The following is an 18,640-nucleotide window of genomic DNA, read 5'->3' on the forward strand; positions in this document are numbered from 1 at the left end:
GGCTCCGTCGGTCTCCCGGCACGCCGCGAGACCACGAGATCCGAGCTACCAAGAAGGTGTCGAGATGTCCCAGCCGCAAGCAGATCCAGCTCTCTCCCTCGGCGTCGTCGTCCCCGCGCACGTCGCCGCGTACAACGACACGGCCGAGAACCTCCCCGAGGGCGCGCTGCACGCTCTCTTCGCCGCGCAGGCCGCCCGTACCCCGGAGGCCGTCGCCCTCGTCCGCGAGGACCGCAGCCTGACCTACCGGGAGCTGGACGGCGCGGCCAACGCCCTCGCGCACCGCTTCGTCGACGAGGGCGTCCGGCCCGGCGACGCCGTCGGCCTCCTCTTCGACCGCTCGTTCGCCTACGTCATCACGGTCCTCGCCGTGCTGAAGAGCGGCGGCGTGTACGTACCCCTGGACCCCCGCCAGCCCGAGGACCGCCTCGCCTGGATCCTCTCCAACACCGGGGCCACCCTCCTGGTCACCGACCGCCCGGCCGGGGACACCGGCTTCGCGGGCGACCTGCCCGCCCTGCGGCTCGACGACACGAGCGCCACGGCCGGCACGGCCACCACCGGCCCCGACATCACGGTCCACCCGGACCAGCCGCTGTACATGATGTTCACCTCCGGCTCCAGCGGCACCCCCAAGGGCGTCGTGAACACCCACCGCAACGTCGTCGAACTGGCCCTGGACCCGGGCTTCGGCGCCGCGGCCCACGAGCGGGTGCTCGCCTACTCGCCGCTGCCCTTCGACTCCTCGACCTACGAGCTGTGGGTGCCGCTGCTGCGCGGCGGACTGGCCGTCGTACTGCCCGCCCCGAAGATCGACATCGGTGAGCTCGCCGACGCCATCACCCGCTACCGGGCGACCGCCGCGTACTTCACCACCGCCCTCTTCGACGCCATGGCCAGCGAGGCGATCGACGCCCTGGGGCAGCTGCGCGAGATCTGGACCGGCGGCGACGTACTGTCCGCCACCGCCCTCCAACGGGCCCTCGACCACTGCCCGGACACCACGTTCGTGCACGTCTACGGTCCCACGGAGGCGACCGTCTTCTGCAGCTACCAGGCATTCACCCCCGAGGCCCGCACCCTCGACCGGCTCCACCTCGGCATCCCGATGGCGAACACCGCCATGTACGTCCTGGACGCCGAACTGCGCCACACCGCCCCGGGCGGGACCGGCGAACTCTACGTCGCGGGACCGCACCTCGCCCAGGGCTACGGCCGGCTGCCCGCCCTGACCGCCGAGCGGTTCACCGCCGACCCCTACGGACCGGCCGGCACCCGCATGTACCGCACCGGCGACCTGGCCGCCTGGAACGAACACGGCGAGATCGTCTTCCTCGGCCGCGCCGACCAGCAGGTCAAGCTGCGCGGCAACCGCATCGAACTCGGCGAGATCGAGACCGTGCTCGTCCGCCACCCATCCGTCGCCCAGGCCGCGGTCATCGTCCGCGAGGACCGGCCCGGCGACAAACGCCTGGTCGCCTACGCCGTACCCGCCGAGGAAGGCGTCCTCGACGGGGCCGAACTCCTCCGGTACGCGGGCGAGCAGCTCGTCGAGTACATGGTGCCCTCCGCGGTCGTCCCGATGGGGACCCTGCCGCTGACCCCGAACGGCAAGCTGGACCGGCGCGCACTGCCCGCACCCCGGGCCGGCGCGGCAGCCGACGGCCGGGCCCCGCGCAACCTCGTCGAGGAGGTCCTCTGCGGCCTGTTCGCCCACTCCCTCGGCCTGCCGACGATCGGCATCGACGACGACTTCTTCACCGTCGGCGGCCACTCGCTGCTGGCTACCCGGCTGGTCAGCCGGGTACGCACCGTCCTCGACGTCCAGCTGACGCTGCGACAGTTCTTCGACTACCCGACCGTCGCGCTGCTCGCCGAATACGTCGCCACCGGCGGCGGCGAGTCCACCCGCCCGGCGCTGACCGCCCAGGAGCGCCCGGAGCCGCTGCCGCTCTCGGCGGCCCAGCAACGCCTGTGGTTCCTCGACCAGTTGGAGGGGCCGTCGGCGACGTACAACATCCCGCTCGCCGTCCGGGTGCGCGGTGACCTCGACGTCGCCGCCCTGGAGTCCGCGTTCACCGATGTCGCGGGACGGCACGAGAGCCTGCGCACCGTGTTCGGGCAGGCGGAAGGGCAGACCTACCAGCGGATCCTGCCCGCCGACAGCGTCCGGGTGGAGCTGCCGGTCACCCCGGCGACCGAGGACGACATCGCCGCACTGCTCACCGCCGAGTCCGAGCGGATCTTCGACCTGGCGGCCGATCTGCCTTTCCGAGCACGGCTGTTCAGCCTCGGAGAGCGCAACCACGTACTCCTCGTGGTCATGCACCACATCGTCTCCGACGGCTGGTCCTACCAGCCGCTGATGCGCGACCTGAGCACCGCCTACGCGACCCGCGCACGCGGCGAGCGCCCGGCGTGGGAGCCGCTGCCCGCCCAGTACGCCGACTACACCCTCTGGCACCGCGGCGTGCTCGGCGACCCGGCGGACCAGGAAAGCGTCGCCGCCCGCCAACTCGACTACTGGCGTCGGACCCTGGCCGACCTCCCGGAAGAGGCCACCCTGCCCACCGTCCGGCAGCGGCCGGCCGTCGCCTCCTACCGCGGCGCCACCCACACCGTGCACTGCCCCGAGGACGTCCACTCCTCGCTCGCGGAGCTGGCGCGCGAATCCGGCGCATCGGTGTTCATGGTGGCCCAGGCGGCGGTGTCGACGCTGCTCTCCCGTTCCGGCGCCGGGCACGACATCCCGCTCGGCTCACCGATCGCCGGCCGCACGGACCAGGCGCTCGACGACCTGGTGGGCTTCTTCGTCAACACCCTGGTGCTGCGTACGGATCTGTCGGGTGACCCGAGCTTCCGTGAGCTGCTGAACCGGGTCCGGGAGACCGACCTTGCCGCCTGGAGCCATCAGGACCTGCCCTTCGACCGGCTGGTGGAAGCCCTCAACCCCGACCGTTCCGCCGCCCGGCACCCGCTGTTCCAGGTGATGCTGACACTCACCGACGCGGCCACACCGACGCTCGTCGCCGGGGACCTGGACACCGAGTCGGAGTTCACCTGGCTGCGGTTCGCCAAGTTCGACCTGACGTTCTCCTTCGCGGAGCGTCGTTCGGTGGATGGGCGGCCTGGTGGGCTGGACATCACGATCGAGTATGCGACGGATTTGTATGACGCGCGTTCGGTGGAGTTGGCGGGTGAGCGTCTGGTGCGGTTGTTGGGTGCTGCGGCGTCGGCGCCGGATGTGCCGGTGGGTGAGCTGGAGTTGTTGTCGGCGGGTGAGCGTGGGTTGTTGTTGGGGGAGTGGGCCGGTGCGGTCACCGGTGGTCCGGGTGTGGGGCTTGGGGAGTTGTTCGGGGCGCAGGTGGTGCGGACGCCGGATGCGGTTGCGGTGGTGGGTGAGGGGTGTGAGCTCTCGTATCGGGAGTTGGACGGGCTGGCCAATGGGGTGGCGCGTCGGCTGATCGCCGAGGGTGTGGGTCCGGGAAGCCGGGTGGCGTTGTTCCAGGATCGTTCGGTGGGTGCGGTGGTGGCCACGTTGGGTGTGGTGAAGGCGGGTGGGGTGTATGTGCCGTTGGATACGCGGTATCCGGCGGATCGTGTCGAGTTGATCGTGGGGGAGTCGGGGGTCTCGCATCTGGTGACGGACCGGGATCCGGGTTCGTTGGTGTTGCCGGCGGGTGTGCGGGTGCTGGGGCCGGTGCTTGGCGGCGGGGACGACGATGTGTCGGATCCTGGGGTGTCGGTGCATGCGGATCAGCCGGTGTACGCGATGTTCACGTCGGGCTCGACCGGGGTTCCGAAGGGTGTCGCGGTCACGCACCGGAATGTCGCGGATCTGGCGGCGCAGACGATGTACGCCAATGGCAACCACATCCGGGTGCTGTTCCACTCGGCGATGGCGTTCGACGCGTCGACGTACGAGATGTGGGTTCCGTGGCTGAATGGCGGCACCCTCGTCGTGGCCCCCGCAGGACATCTCGACGCGGCAGCGTACGAAGGTCTGATCGCTGAACACGGGATCAGCTCGCTGTGGTTGACGGCGGGTCTGTTCCGCGTGATGGCGGAGGAGGCGCCCGGGGCGTTCGCCGGGGTGCGTGAGGTGTGGGCGGGGGGTGATGTCGTTCCGCCGGAGGCGGTGCGCCGGGTCATGGACCGCTGTCCGGACGTCACGGTCGTCAATGGTTACGGTCCGACGGAGACGACCACCTTCGCCACGACGCACCGGATCCATCGTCCGCTGGATTACGCGGGTGCGATTCCGATCGGTGAGCCGCTGGACAACCACCGGCTGTACGTCCTGGACGAGGGTCTGCGGCTGGTCGCTCCGGGTACGCCGGGCGAGCTGTACATCGCGGGCGCCGGTCTGGCGCAGGGCTATCTGGACCGGCCGGCGCTGACCGCGGACCGTTTCGTCGCGGACCCGTACGGCCCGGCCGGCACCCGGATGTACCGGACGGGTGACCTGGTCCGGTGGAACCTCGAAGGCTCCCTGGAATACCTGGGCCGTGCCGACCAGCAGGTCAAGCTCCGCGGCTTCCGCATCGAACTCGGCGAGATCGAGAGCGCGTTGACCGACCGGGAAGCGGTGGGTCAGGCGACCGTCGTGGTCCGGGAGGACCGGCCCGGCGACAAGCGCCTCGTCGCCTACCTCGTCGCAGTCGAAGGCGCCAGGATCGACACGGACACGGTGCGCCGCGAGATCGCCGGCACGCTCCCGGAGTACATGGTCCCGTCCGCCTTCGTCGTACTCGACGAGATCCCGCTCACCGTCAACGGCAAGGTCGACCGACGCGCCCTGCCCGCACCCCAGCAGAGCACCGACACCGCCGGGCGCGCGCCCCGGGGGCCGGTCGAGGAGGTTCTGTGCGGCCTCTTCGCGGAGGTCCTGGGACTGCCGTCGGTCACCATCGACGACCACTTCTTCAACCTCGGCGGGCACTCCCTGCTCGCCACCCGCCTCATCAGCCGCATCCGGCAGACCTTCGGCGTCCAGATCACCGTCCGGGACCTCTTCCAGGGCCCCACGGTGGCCGGGCTGGCCGAGTACGTGGAAGCGGGCGGCGAGGCCGTGCGGCGGCCCGCGCTCCGGGAAGCGGTCAGGCCCGAGCGGGTGCCGCTCTCCTCCGCCCAGCAACGCCTCTGGTTCCTGCACCACCTGGAGGGGCCGTCGGCGACGTACAACATCCCGCTGGCCCTGCGCCTCACGGGCGCACTCGACCCGGAGGTCCTCCGGCTCGCGCTCACCGACCTGGTGGTGCGGCACGAATCGCTGCGCACCCTCTTCGGGATGGCGGACGACGCCGCCTACCAGTGGCAGCTCCCGGCGGCCGAGGTCCGGGTGGAGCTGCCGGTCGTCGCGGCGACCGAAGCCACCCTGGAGGCGGAACTCGAGGCCCATGCCGCGCGCAGTTTCGACCTGGAGGGCGAACTGCCGTTCCGCTCAGTCCTGTTCGCACTCGGGGACCAGGAGCACGTCCTGCTGGTCGTGATGCACCACATCGCCTCCGACGGCTGGTCCACCGCCCCACTGCTGCGGGACCTGGCCGCTGCCTGCACCGCACGCGCCGAGGGCGCCGCCCCCGCGTGGGAGCCGCTGCCGGTCCAGTACGCCGACTACACCCTCTGGCAGCAGGAACTGCTCGCCGAGGACGGGGAACGGCAGTCCGAGTTCTGGCGCCACGCCCTGGACGGGCTGCCCGACGAGGCCACCCTGCCGGCCGACCGTCCGCGCCCGGCGGTCGCCACCTACCGAGGCAGCACCCACAGCGTCCACGTCCCCGCTGAGCTGCACGACGGGCTGACGCGGCTGGCCCGGGAGACCGGCAGCACGCTGTTCATGGTGGCCCAGGCCGCCGTCGCCACCACGCTGTCCCGCTCCGGCGCCGGGGAGGACATCCCGATCGGTGCCCCGATCGCGGGCCGCTCGGACCAGGCGCTCGACGACCTGGTGGGCTTCTTCGTCAACACCCTGGTGCTGCGCACGGACCTGAGCGGCGACCCGAGCTTCCGTGAGCTGCTGACCCGGGTCCGGGAGACCGACCTCGCCGCCTGGAGCCACCAGGACCTGCCCTTCGACCGGCTGGTGGAGACCCTCAACCCCGAGCGCTCCACTGCTCGGCACCCCCTCTTCCAAGTCGTTCTCACCCTCCAGGAAGCCGTCACCCCCACCCTCGAACTCCCGGGAATCGAAGCCGAGTCGGGCTTCACGACACTCGACATCTCCAAGTTCGACCTCACCTTCTCCTTCCACGAACACCGCACGGCCGACGGCCGCCCCGGTGGCCTGGACATCAGGGTCGAGTACGCCACCGACCTGTACGACGCCGGCACCGTCGAGGCAGTCACCGCCCGGCTGGTACGGCTGCTGGGCGACGCCGTCGAACGACCCGAAATCCCCGTGGGAGAGTTGGAGTTCATCGGCGCGGACGAACGCCACCAGCTCCTGGAACAGTGGAACGGTGCGGTCACCGGCTCCTCCGGCACGGGCCTCGCGGAGCTGTTCGCCGCGCAGGCCGCGCGTACCCCGGACGCGATCGCCCTGGTCGACGGCGACCGGGAGCTGACCTACGCGGAGCTGGACGAGGACACCAACCGCCTGGCCCACCACCTCGTGGGACTCGGCGTCCGGCCCGAGAGTGTCGTGGCCGTCCTGATGGAGCGGTCGGCGGAGCTGCTCACCGGGCTGCTCGCGGTGGTCAAGGCCGGAGGCGTCTACGCCCCGCTCAACACCGCGGATCCCGACACCCGTCTGCTCCGGATTCTCACGGAGACCGGGGCGCCGGTCCTGCTCACCGACCGGGCGCTGGCCGATCACCCGATCGTGGCCCGGACCACCGCCGAGACCGTCGTGCTCGACGGCACCGCCGGACACGCCCACCTCCCGTCGACGCCCCCGGCGCCCCATGCCCACCCCGACCAGTGGCTGTACGTGATGTTCACGTCGGGCTCGACGGGGGTCCCGAAGGGGGTCGCGGTAACGCACCGCAATGTGGCCGACCTGGCCGCGCAGACGATGTACGCCAACGGCAACCACACCCGGGTTCTGTTCCACTCACCGCACACCTTCGACGCATCGACGCACGAGATCTGGGTGCCCTGGCTGAACGGGGGCACGGTCGTGGTGGCGCCGCCCGGATACCTCGACCCCGGGACCCTGGGCGGGCTGCTGACCGAGCGCGGGATCACCTCGCTGTGGCTGACCGCGGGTCTGTTCCGCGTGATGGCGGAGGAGGTTCCGGAGGCGTTCGCCGGGGTGCGTGAGGTGTGGGCGGGGGGTGACGTCGTCCCGCCGGAGGCGGTGCGCCGGGTCATGGACCGCTGCCCGGACGTCACGGTCGTCAATGGTTACGGTCCGACGGAGACGACCACCTTCGCCACGACGCACCGGATCCATCGTCCGCTGGACTACGCGGGTGCGATTCCGATCGGTGAGCCGCTGGACAACCACCGGCTGTACGTCCTGGACGAGGGTCTGCGGCTGGTCCCGCCGGGCACCCCCGGCGAGCTGTACATCGCCGGTGCCGGTCTCGCCCGTGGCTACCTCGGCCGGCCGGGCATGACGGCGGAGCGCTTCGTGGCGGACCCGTACGGTCGGGGCGGCGCGCGGATGTACCGGACGGGCGACCTGGTCCGGTGGAACCTGGAAGGCTCGATCGAATACCTGGGCCGTGCCGACCAGCAGGTCAAGCTCCGCGGCTTCCGCATCGAACCGGGCGAGATCGAGACCGCGTTGGCCGCTCACGGGAGCGTGGGTCAGGCGACCGTGGTGGTCCGCGAGGACCGGCCCGGCGACAAGCGCCTCGTCGCCTACCTCGTCGCCGCCGAAGGGGCCAGGATCGACCTGACCGAGCTGCGCGGGCATGCCGCGGACGCTCTGCCCGAGTACATGGTCCCGTCCGCCTTCGTCGTCCTGGACGAGATCCCCCTCACCACCAACGGCAAGGTCGACCGACGTGCCCTGCCCGCACCCCAGGTCTCCCACGCCACCAACGGGCGTGCCCCGCGCACACCGCAGGAAGAGGTGCTCTGCGGCCTCTTCGCGGCCGTTCTCGGGCTGCCGTCGGTCACCATCGACGACCACTTCTTCCACCGCGGCGGCCACTCGGTGCTCGGCACCCGACTGATCAGCCGCATCCGACGGGCGTTCGGGGTGCAGCTCGGGGTGAAGGACCTGTTCCGGAACCCCACGGTGCTCGCACTCTCCGAATGCGTCACCGCGGGCAGCGGTGAACTGCCCCGGCCGGCGCTGATGGCACAGGAGCGGCCGGAGAACGTACCGCTCTCCTCCGCACAGCAGCGGCTCTGGTTCCTCGACCAGATGGAGGGCCCCTCCGCCACCTACAACATCCCGCTCGCCCTGCGCCTCAAGGGCCGACTCGATCGCCAGGCGCTTCAGCTCGCACTCACCGACCTCACCACCCGTCACGAGGGCCTGCGGACCGTCTTCCCCACCCACGAGGGCACCCCCCACCAGCAAGTCCTGCCCCCGGCCACCATCGACGTCCCCCTGATCGCCACCACCGAGGAGGAACTCACCGCACAACTGGCCGAGCTCTCCTCGGCCGCCTTCGACCTGGCCGTCCAGCCGCCGATCCGCACACATCTGCTGGCCCTCGGCGAACAGGAGCACATCCTGCTGGTGGTCATCCACCACATCGCCTCCGACGGCTGGTCCAACGGACCCCTCTTCCGCGACCTGGCCACCGCCTACGCCGCCCGCACCGAGGGCACCGCCCCCGAGTGGGAGGCGCTGCCGGTCCAGTACGCCGACTACTCCCTCTGGCAGCAACGACTCCTCGGAAGCGATGAGGAACGCCAACTCGACTACTGGCGCTCTGCGTTGGCTGACCTTCCGGAGGAGGCCACGCTCCCGACCGACCGGCCCAGGCCGGCCACCGCGTCCAACCGGGGCACCACGCACACCGTGCACTGCCCGGCCGACCTGCACGACTCGCTCACCTCACTGGCCCAGGACACCGGCAGCACACTCTTCATGGTGGCCCAGGCCGCGGTGTCGACGCTGCTGTCCCGCTCCGGCGCCGGGCACGACATCCCGCTCGGCTCACCCGTGGCGGGGCGTACCGACCCGGCGCTCGACGACCTGGTGGGCTTCTTCGTCAACACCCTCGTCCTGCGCACCGACACCAGCGGCGACCCGAGCTTCCGTGAGCTGCTGAACCGGGTCCGGGAGACCGACCTCGCCGCCTGGAGCCACCAGGACCTGCCGTTCGACCGGCTGGTGGAAGCCCTCAACCCCGAGCGCACCACCGCCCGGCACCCCCTCTTCCAGGTCATGCTCACCGTCGGCGACATGTCCGCCGATGCCCCCGAACTCCCGGGGCTGGAAGCGGCGTACGAGTTCTCGAAGGTGGAGATCGCCAAGTTCGATCTGACCTTCGGCTTCGCGGAGCGTCGTTCGGTGGATGGGCGGCCTGGTGGGCTGGACATCACGATCGAGTATGCGACGGATTTGTATGACGCGCGTTCGGTGGAGTTGGCGGGTGAGCGTCTGGTGCGGTTGTTGGGTGCTGCGGCGTCGGCGCCGGATGTGCCGGTGGGTGAGCTGGAGTTGTTGTCGGCGGGTGAGCGTGGGTTGTTGTTGGGGGAGTGGGCCGGTGCGGTCACCGGTGGTCCGGGTGTGGGGCTTGGGGAGTTGTTCGGGGCGCAGGTGGTGCGGACGCCGGATGCGGTTGCGGTGGTGGGTGAGGGGTGTGAGCTCTCGTATCGGGAGTTGGACGGGCTGGCCAATGGGGTGGCGCGTCGGCTGATCGCCGAGGGTGTGGGTCCGGGTAGCCGGGTGGCGTTGTTCCAGGATCGTTCGGTGGGTGCGGTGGTGGCCACGTTGGGTGTGGTGAAGGCGGGTGGGGTGTATGTGCCGTTGGATACGCGGTATCCGGCGGATCGTGTCGAGTTGATCGTGGGGGAGTCGGGGGTCTCGCATCTGGTGACGGACCGGGATCCGGGTTCGTTGGTGTTGCCGGCGGGTGTGCGGGTGCTGGGGCCGGTGCTTGGCGGCGGGGACGACGATGTGTCGGATCCTGGGGTGTCGGTGCATGCGGATCAGCCGGTGTACGCGATGTTCACGTCGGGCTCGACCGGGGTTCCGAAGGGTGTCGCGGTCACGCACCGGAATGTCGCGGATCTGGCGGCGCAGACGATGTACGCCAATGGCAACCACATCCGGGTGCTGTTCCACTCGGCGATGGCGTTCGACGCGTCGACGTACGAGATGTGGGTTCCGTGGCTGAATGGCGGCACCCTCGTCGTGGCCCCCGCAGGACATCTCGACGCGGCAGCGTACGAAGGTCTGATCGCTGAACACGGGATCAGCTCGCTGTGGTTGACGGCGGGTCTGTTCCGCGTGATGGCGGAGGAGGCGCCCGGGGCGTTCGCCGGGGTGCGTGAGGTGTGGGCGGGGGGTGATGTCGTTCCGCCGGAGGCGGTGCGCCGGGTCATGGACCGCTGTCCGGACGTCACGGTCGTCAATGGTTACGGTCCGACGGAGACGACCACCTTCGCCACGACGCACCGGATCCATCGTCCGCTGGATTACGCGGGTGCGATTCCGATCGGTGAGCCGCTGGACAACCACCGGCTGTACGTCCTGGACGAGGGTCTGCGGCTGGTCGCTCCGGGTACGCCGGGCGAGCTGTACATCGCGGGCGCCGGTCTGGCGCAGGGCTATCTGGACCGGCCGGCGCTGACCGCGGACCGTTTCGTCGCGGACCCGTACGGCCCGGCCGGCACCCGGATGTACCGGACGGGTGACCTGGTCCGGTGGAACCTCGAAGGCTCCCTGGAATACCTGGGCCGTGCCGACCAACAGGTCAAGCTCCGCGGCTTCCGCATCGAACTCGGCGAGATCGAGACCGTCCTCGCCGGACGGCCGGGCGTGGCCCAGGCCACCGTCGTCGTCCGCGAGGACCGGCCCGGCGACAAGCGCCTCGTCGCCTACCTCACCGCGGAGGAAGGCGCCCGGATCGAACCGGGGGACGTACAGAAGCAGGTGGCCGGGCTGCTGCCCGACTACATGGTCCCGTCCGCCTTCGTCGTCCTGGACGAGATCCCCCTCACCACCAACGGCAAGGTCGACCGACGCGCCCTGCCCGCACCCCAGCAGAGCACCGACACCGCCGGGCGCGCGCCGCGCACCGCAAAGGAAGAAGTCCTCTGCGGACTCTTCGCGGAGATTCTGGGCCTGCCGTCGGTCACCATCGACGACCACTTCTTCAACCTCGGCGGGCACTCGCTCCTCGCCACCCGGCTCGTCGGCCGGATCCGCACCGTACTCGGGGTCGAACTCACCGTCGCGACCCTCTTCGAAAGCCCGATCGTGGCCACGCTCGTCGAGAAGCTCGACGGCGCCGCGGCCGCACGGCCCAGACTTCGGCCGATGCGCCGGATGGGAGTGACCAAGTGATTCCCCTGTCATTCGCCCAGCAGCGGCTGTGGTTCATCGCCCAGATGGAAGGGCCGTCGACCACCTACAACATCCCACTCGCCGTGCGTCTCAACGGCGAACTCGACCGCCCGGCCCTCCAGTCGGCACTTCTGGACCTGGTCGGCAGACACGAGAGCCTGCGCACCCTCTTCCCCGACCAGGACGGCACCCCGTGTCAGCACATCCTCGCCGAGGAGGACGTGGAGCTCCCGCTCCGGGTCGTCCCGGCCGACGCCGCGACGCTGCCGGCCGTGCTCGCCGAGGAGTCCGCCCAGGTCTTCCACCTCGCGTTGGACCTGCCGATCCGGGCCCGGTTGATCGCCCTCGGCGAGCAGGAGCACGTCCTGCTCATCGTGATGCACCACATCGTGTCGGACGGCGGCTCGACCGCGCCTCTGCTCCAGGACCTCGCCACCGCCTATGAGGCACGAGCCAGGGGCGCCGCCCCCGCGTGGGAGCCGCTCCCGGTCCAGTACGCCGACTACACCCTCTGGCAGCAGGAACTGCTCGGCGAGGGCGACGACCCGGACAGCGCGGGGGCGCGGCAACTGGACTTCTGGCGCAAGGCGTTGGCGGAGCTGCCGGAGGAGGCCACGCTGCCGGCCGACCGCCCGCGCCCGGCCTCCGCCTCGTACACCGGCGCCACCTGCGACGTCCACCTGCCCGCCGAGATCCACATCGGCCTGACCCACCTCGCGCGGGAATCCGGCGCCACCCTGTTCATGGCGGTCCAGGCCGCCGTGGCGACCGCCCTGTCCCGCTCCGGCGCCGGCCCCGACATCCCGATCGGCTCCCCGGTGTCGGGCCGCATCGACGAGGCGCTCGACGGCCTGGTCGGCTTCTTCGTCAACACCCTGGTGCTGCGCACCGACCTGAGCGGCGACCCGAGCTTCCGCGACCTGCTCTCCCGGGTCCGCAGGACGGACCTGGCGGCCTGGGACAACCAGGACCTGCCCTTCGACCGGCTGGTAGAGGTGCTGAACCCCGAGCGCTCCGCCTCCCGCCACCCGCTCTTCCAGGTGATGCTCACCATGGGCGAGGCCGGGTCCGACGTCATCGGGTTCCCGGGGCTCGACGCCCGTACCGAGTACAGCGCCCTGCAGATCGCCAAGTTCGACCTGACGTTCGGCTTCGCCGAACACCGCACCCGCGACGGCCGTCCGGACGGTCTGGACATCACCATCGAGTACGCCACCGACCTCTACGACGCCCGGACGATCGACGCCCTCATGGCCAGGCTGAACCGGCTGCTCGAAGCCGTGGTCACCTCGCCGGACACCCCGCTGTCCGTCCTCGACCTGCTCGGCGAACACGAGCGGCGACTGCTCCTGGAGGAGCGGAGCGGCACCGCCACCGGCACCTCCGACATGAGCCTGGCGGAACTGTTCGCCGCGCAGGCCGCCCGGACCCCGGACGCGACGGCGCTGGTGGACGAGGACCGCGATCTGACGTTCGCCGAACTCGACGAGATCACCAACCGGCTGGCCCACCACCTCATCAACGCCGGAGTCGGGCGGCACGACGTGGTCGCCGTCCTCATGGAACGCTCGACCGACCTGCTCACCGCTCTGCTCGCAGTGGTCAAGGCCGGTGCCGTGTACGCCCCGCTGAACACCACCGACCCCGACAGCCGCCTCGTCCAGATCCTGGCCGACACCCGGGCACCGGTCGTCCTCACCGACCAGGCCCTCTCGGACCACCAGGTCGTCCTGGACGCCGACGCGCAGGTCATCGTGCTGGGCGACACCACCGACCTGGCCGGGCTGCCCGCCACCGTTCCCTCCCGCACCATCCACCCCGACCAGCCGGTGTACGCGATGTTCACCTCGGGTTCGACGGGGGTGCCGAAGGGCGTCGCGGTCACCCACCGCAACGTCGCGGACCTGGCCGCGCAGACCATGTACGCCAACGGCAATCACCGGCGCGTGCTGTTCCACTCGCCGGCCGCCTTCGACGCGTCGACGTACGAGATCTGGGTGCCGTGGCTGAACGGCAGCACCGTCGTGGTGGCGCCGCGCGGCCATCTCGCCCCCGCCGACTACCGACGGCTGCTCACCGAGCACCGGGTCACCGCGCTCTGGATGACCGCCGGTCTCTTCCGTGTCATGGCGGAGGAGGCGCCCGGGGCGTTCGCCGGGGTGCGTGAGGTGTGGGCGGGGGGTGACGTCGTCCCGCCGGAGGCGGTGCGCCGGGTCATGGACCACTGCCCGGACACCACCGTCGTCAACGGCTACGGACCGACCGAGACCACCACCTTCGCGACCACCCACCGCATCCACCGGCCGCTCGACTACGCGGGTGCGATCCCGATCGGTGAGCCGCTCGACAACCACCGGCTCTACGTACTCGACGCCGCACTGCGGCTGGTTCCGCCGGGCGCCCCCGGCGAGCTGTACATCGCGGGCGCCGGTCTGGCACAGGGCTATCTCAACCGCGCCTCGCTGACCGCCGACCGCTTCGTCGCGGACCCGTACGGCCCGGCCGGAACCCGGATGTACCGGACCGGTGACCTGGTCCGGTGGAACCTCGAAGGCTCCCTCGAATACCTGGGCCGCGCCGACCAGCAGGTCAAGCTCCGCGGCTTCCGCATCGAACTCGGCGAGATCGAGAGCGCGTTGACGGCCCAGGAGGCGGTGGGGCAGGCGACCGTCGTGGTCCGCGAGGACCGCCCCGGTGACAAGCGGCTCGCCGCCTACCTCGTAGCCGCCGAAGGCGCCAGGATCGACACCGACGCGGTGCACCGCGAGATCTCCGGCGCCCTGCCCGAGTACATGGTCCCGTCCGCCTTCGTCGTACTCGACGAGATCCCCCTCACCACCAACGGCAAGGTCGACCGACGCGCCCTGCCCGCACCCCAGCAACTCGCCGACACCGGCGGCCGTGCGCCCCGCACGCCCGCCGAGGAAGTACTGTGCGGCCTCTTCGCGGCCGTGCTCGGACTGCCGTCGGTCACCATCGACGACCACTTCTTCCGGCGCGGCGGGCACTCCCTGCTCGCCACCCGCCTCATCAGCCGCATCCGGGCGGTGTGGGAAACCGAGATCACCATCCGGGACCTCTTCCAGTACGCCACGGTCGCGCAACTGGCCGAGCGGATCGCGGCCGAGGGCAGTGGCGAACGGCGGCCGGCGCTGATGGCCGAGGAGCGGCCGGAGATCGTCCCGCTGTCGTCCGCGCAGCAGCGGCTCTGGTTCCTCGACCAGATGGAGGGTCCGTCCGCCACCTACAACATCCCCCTCGCCCTGCGCCTCAAGGGCCCCCTCGATCATCGGGCGCTTCAGCTCTCCCTCACCGACGTAACCACCCGCCACGAAGGCCTGCGCACCGTTTTCCCCACCCACGAGGGCACCCCCCACCAGCACATCCTTCCCCCGACCGCCACCGAACTGCCCCTGGTCACCACCACCGAGGAGGAACTCACCGGGCGGTTGGCCGACCTGGCCGGCCAGACCTTCGACCTGGCATCCGAACTCCCCATCCGGGCCCAGCTGTTGAAGCTCGGGGCCGAGGACCACGTCCTCATGCTGGTGATCCACCACATCGCCTCCGACGGCTGGTCCAACGGACCCCTCTTCCGCGACCTGGCCACCGCCTACGCCGCCCGCACCGAGGGCACCGCCCCCGAGTGGGAGCCGCTGCCGGTCCAGTACGCCGACTACTCCCTCTGGCAGCAACGAATCCTGGAGCGGGACGAGGAACGCCAGCTCGACCACTGGCGCGGGGTGCTCGCCGACCTGCCGGAGGAAGCAACCCTGCCCGCCGACCACGCCCGCCCCGCCGTCGCCTCCAACCGGGGCCGCACACACGCCGTGCACTGCCCGGCCGAACTGCACAACGCACTGATGTCGCTGGCCCAGGACACCGGGACCACCCTGTTCATGGTGGCCCAGGCGGCCGTGGCGACCCTGCTGTCCCGCTCCGGCGCCGGGCACGACATCCCGCTCGGCTCACCCGTCGCGGGCCGCACCGACCAGAAGCTCGACGACCTCGTCGGCTTCTTCGTCAACACCCTCGTCCTGCGCACCGACACCAGCGGGGACCCGAGCTTCCGCGAACTGCTCACCCGGGTCCGGGAGACCGACCTCGCCGCCTGGGCCCACCAGGACCTGCCGTTCGACCGGCTGGTGGAAGCCCTCAACCCCGAGCGCACCACCGCCCGGCACCCCCTCTTCCAGGTCATGCTCACCGTCGGCGACACCAGCGACGAGGCGCCCCGGCTCGCCGGACTGGAGAGCGAGTTCGCCATCCCGCCGGTCTCCGTCGCGAAGTTCGACCTCACCTTCGCGTTCGCCGAGAACCGCGCCGCCGACGGCCGGCCCGACGGCCTCGACATCATGATCGAGTACACCACCGACCTGTACGACGCACGCACCGTCGAGGCCACCGCGGACCGCCTGGTACGGCTCCTCACCGGCGCGGTCGCCAACCCCGATCTGCCCCTCGCGGAGCTGGAGATGGTGTCCGGGCCGGAGCGGGAGCGGCTGCGGGAGTGGAGCGGCGCCAGGACCTCGGCACCCGGACTCGGGCTCGACGCGCTGTTCACGGCGCAGGCCGCCCGCACCCCGCACCAGGTGGCGCTGATCCACGAGGAACAGCAGGTGACGTACGAGGAGCTGGACATCTGGTCCAACCGGCTGGCCCGCCACCTGACCGCCCGCGGCGTCACCCCGGGCAGCATCGTCGCCATCCACCTGGAGCGGTCCCCGCAGCTCATCGCCGCACTGCTCGCCGCCCTGAAGGCCGGGGCCGGATACACCCTGCTCGACCCGCAGTTCCCGGCCGACCGGCTGAACACCGTGCTCGGGCAGACCGACCCGGCGGCACTGGTCACCCAGGCCCACCTGACCGCCCTGTCGACCCCGGCCACCCTGATCGACCTCACCGCGGAGATACCCGCGATCACCACCCTGCCGGGGACACCCGTGGAGACGGGCGGGCACCCGGAGTCCATCGCCTGCGTGATGTTCACCTCCGGATCGACCGGCGTCCCCAAGGGCGTCGCAGCCTCCCACCGGGCACTGGCCGCCACGTTCATCGGCCCCGACTACCTGGACTTCGGCCCCGGGCAGACCTATCTGCAGAGCTCGCCGGTGTCCTGGGACGCCTTCGCCCTGGAGGTCTTCGGACCGCTCCTGCACGGCGGCGTCTGCGTCCTCCAGCCCGGCCAGCACACCGACCCGCACCAGATCGCGGAGCTGGTGGAGCGGCACGCCATCACCACCCTGCAGATGTCGGCGAGCCTGTTCAACCACATGCTCGACGAGCACCCGGCGGTCTTCTCCCGGATCAAGGAGGCCATGACCGCCGGTGAGGCGGCCTCGCCCGCCCACACCGCCAAGGCCCTGGCCGACCACCCCCACCTCCACCTCGTCAACGGCTACGGCCCGGCCGAGAGCATGGGCTTCACCACCACCCACACCCTCACCGGACCGGCGCCCGCCATCCCGATCGGACGGCCGATCGCAGGCAAGCACGCCTACGTCCTGGACGAGAACCTCCGGATGCTGCCACCGGGCGTCCCCGGCGAGCTCTACGTGGCCGGACACGGCCTCGCCCACGGCTACATCGGACAGCCCGCACTGAGCGCCGAACGGTTCGTCGCCGACCCCCACGGCGCACCCGGCTCGCGGATGTACCGGACCGGCGACCTGGCCCGCTGGAGCCAGGACAGCGCGCTGGAGTATTTCGGCCGGGCCGACCAGCAGATCAAGTTGCGGGGATTCCGCATCGAGCCGGGTGAGATCGAATCGGCGCTGCTGCGGCACCCCACCCTCGCCCAGGTGGCGGTGCTGATCCGCGAGGACCGGCCCGGTGACAAACGGCTGGTGGCGTACGTGGTGCCCACCGAAGGCAGCCGGCCGGACCTTCCCGAACTGCGCCGGCACGCGGTCGCGGCCCTGCCCGAGTACATGGTTCCGGCCACGTTCGTGCCGCTGGAGGCACTGCCCCTGACGGTCAACGGCAAGCTCGACCGCCGGGCGCTGCCCGAACCGCCGCAGGCCGACACCGCCGGTGGCCGGGAGCCCCGCACCCCGGCGGAGGAAGTGCTGTGCGGCCTCTTCGCGGACGTCCTGGGGCTGACCTCGGTCACCATCGACGACCACTTCTTCCAACTGGGCGGCCACTCGCTGCTCGCCACCCGGCTGATCGGCCGGATCCGCTCCATCTGGGACACCCGCGTCACCATCCGGGACCTGTTCCAGTACCCGACCCCCGTACTGCTCGCCGAACACATCGCCACGAACACGGGCGGCGACCCGATGGAGACGCTGCTGCCGATCCGGGCCGCGTCCGCCACCGACACCGGGGCCCCGCTGTTCTGCGTCCACGCGGTCTCCGGGATGAGCTGGTCGTACGCCGGACTGCTGCGGCACATCGGCGGGCGGCGGCCGCTGATCGGGCTGCAGGCGAAGGAGTTGACCAGCCCCTCGGACCGGCCGGCCGGCATCGAGGAGATGGCGGCCGGCTACGTGGCGGAGATCCGCTCGGTCCAGCCCCACGGCCCGTACCACCTGCTCGGCTGGTCGTTCGGCGGACTTGTCGCCCACGCGATCGCGGCCGAACTGGAGGCTCAGGGCGAGGAGGTGGCCCTGCTGGCGCTGCTCGACTCCTACCCGCTGCCCGACGGATTCCGGCCACCCGCCATCACCGGGCGGGAGGTGCTGACCGCCCTGCTCGGCGGCCGCGGCGCCGAAATCGACGTACGCTGCGCCGACACCGCCCCGGAAGCCGGGGAGCTGGCCGCCGTGCTGCGCGCCGAGGACGCGATCCTGGGCGCCCTGGAACCGGACCAGGCCGCGGCGGTCGTGACCGCCACGGCGGGCAACCTGGAGATGCGCTACCGGTACGTGCCCCGGCGGCGGTTCGGCGGCGACGCGGTGTTCTTCAACGCCGCCCGCACCCCCGCCGCGGCCGGCGGCGCCGACGCCTGGGCACCCCATGTCACGGGCCGGGTCGAGGAGCACGACATCGACTGCGAGCACTGGGACATGACCACCGCCGAGCCACTGCGCGAGATCGGAAAGGTGCTGGCCGAGGAGTTGCGAGGAGCGCGCCACTGACTCACAGCCGCACCCGGGTGCCCGGCTCCGCCACGACGGCGGACCCGGGCACCTTCGCGTGCGCCGCCGCCCCCGGGCCCCTAATTGCCCGCGGGCTGCCGCTCATGCCGCCGGGCGGCAGGTTCCGGCCTGCATA

The 18,640-nt window shown here is 71.2% G+C and carries 2 protein-coding genes; both read left to right on the forward strand.

The annotated features are described in order from the left end of the window. The first annotated feature begins 64 nt into the window (after positions 1-64). Complete coding sequence (locus OG842_RS33820; protein WP_266735457.1) at positions 65-11,422, forward strand: non-ribosomal peptide synthetase; 11,358 nt, start codon at positions 65-67, stop codon at positions 11,420-11,422. Beyond that, a complete protein-coding gene (locus OG842_RS33825; protein ID WP_266735455.1) occupies positions 11,419-18,504 on the forward strand; it encodes an amino acid adenylation domain-containing protein in 7,086 nt (2,361 codons plus the stop codon). Before OG842_RS33820 ends, OG842_RS33825 begins: the two co-directional genes overlap by 4 nt. Positions 18,505-18,640: the final 136 nt, after the last annotated feature.

It is taken from the genome of Streptomyces sp. NBC_00376, assembly GCF_036077095.1.
Taxonomy (GTDB): domain Bacteria; phylum Actinomycetota; class Actinomycetes; order Streptomycetales; family Streptomycetaceae; genus Streptomyces.

Coding starts and splice junctions, on each gene's coding strand:
- OG842_RS33820 (WP_266735457.1), top strand. CDS start 65: ATGTCCCAGCCGCAAGCAGATCCAGCTCTCTCCCTCGGCGTCGTCGTC.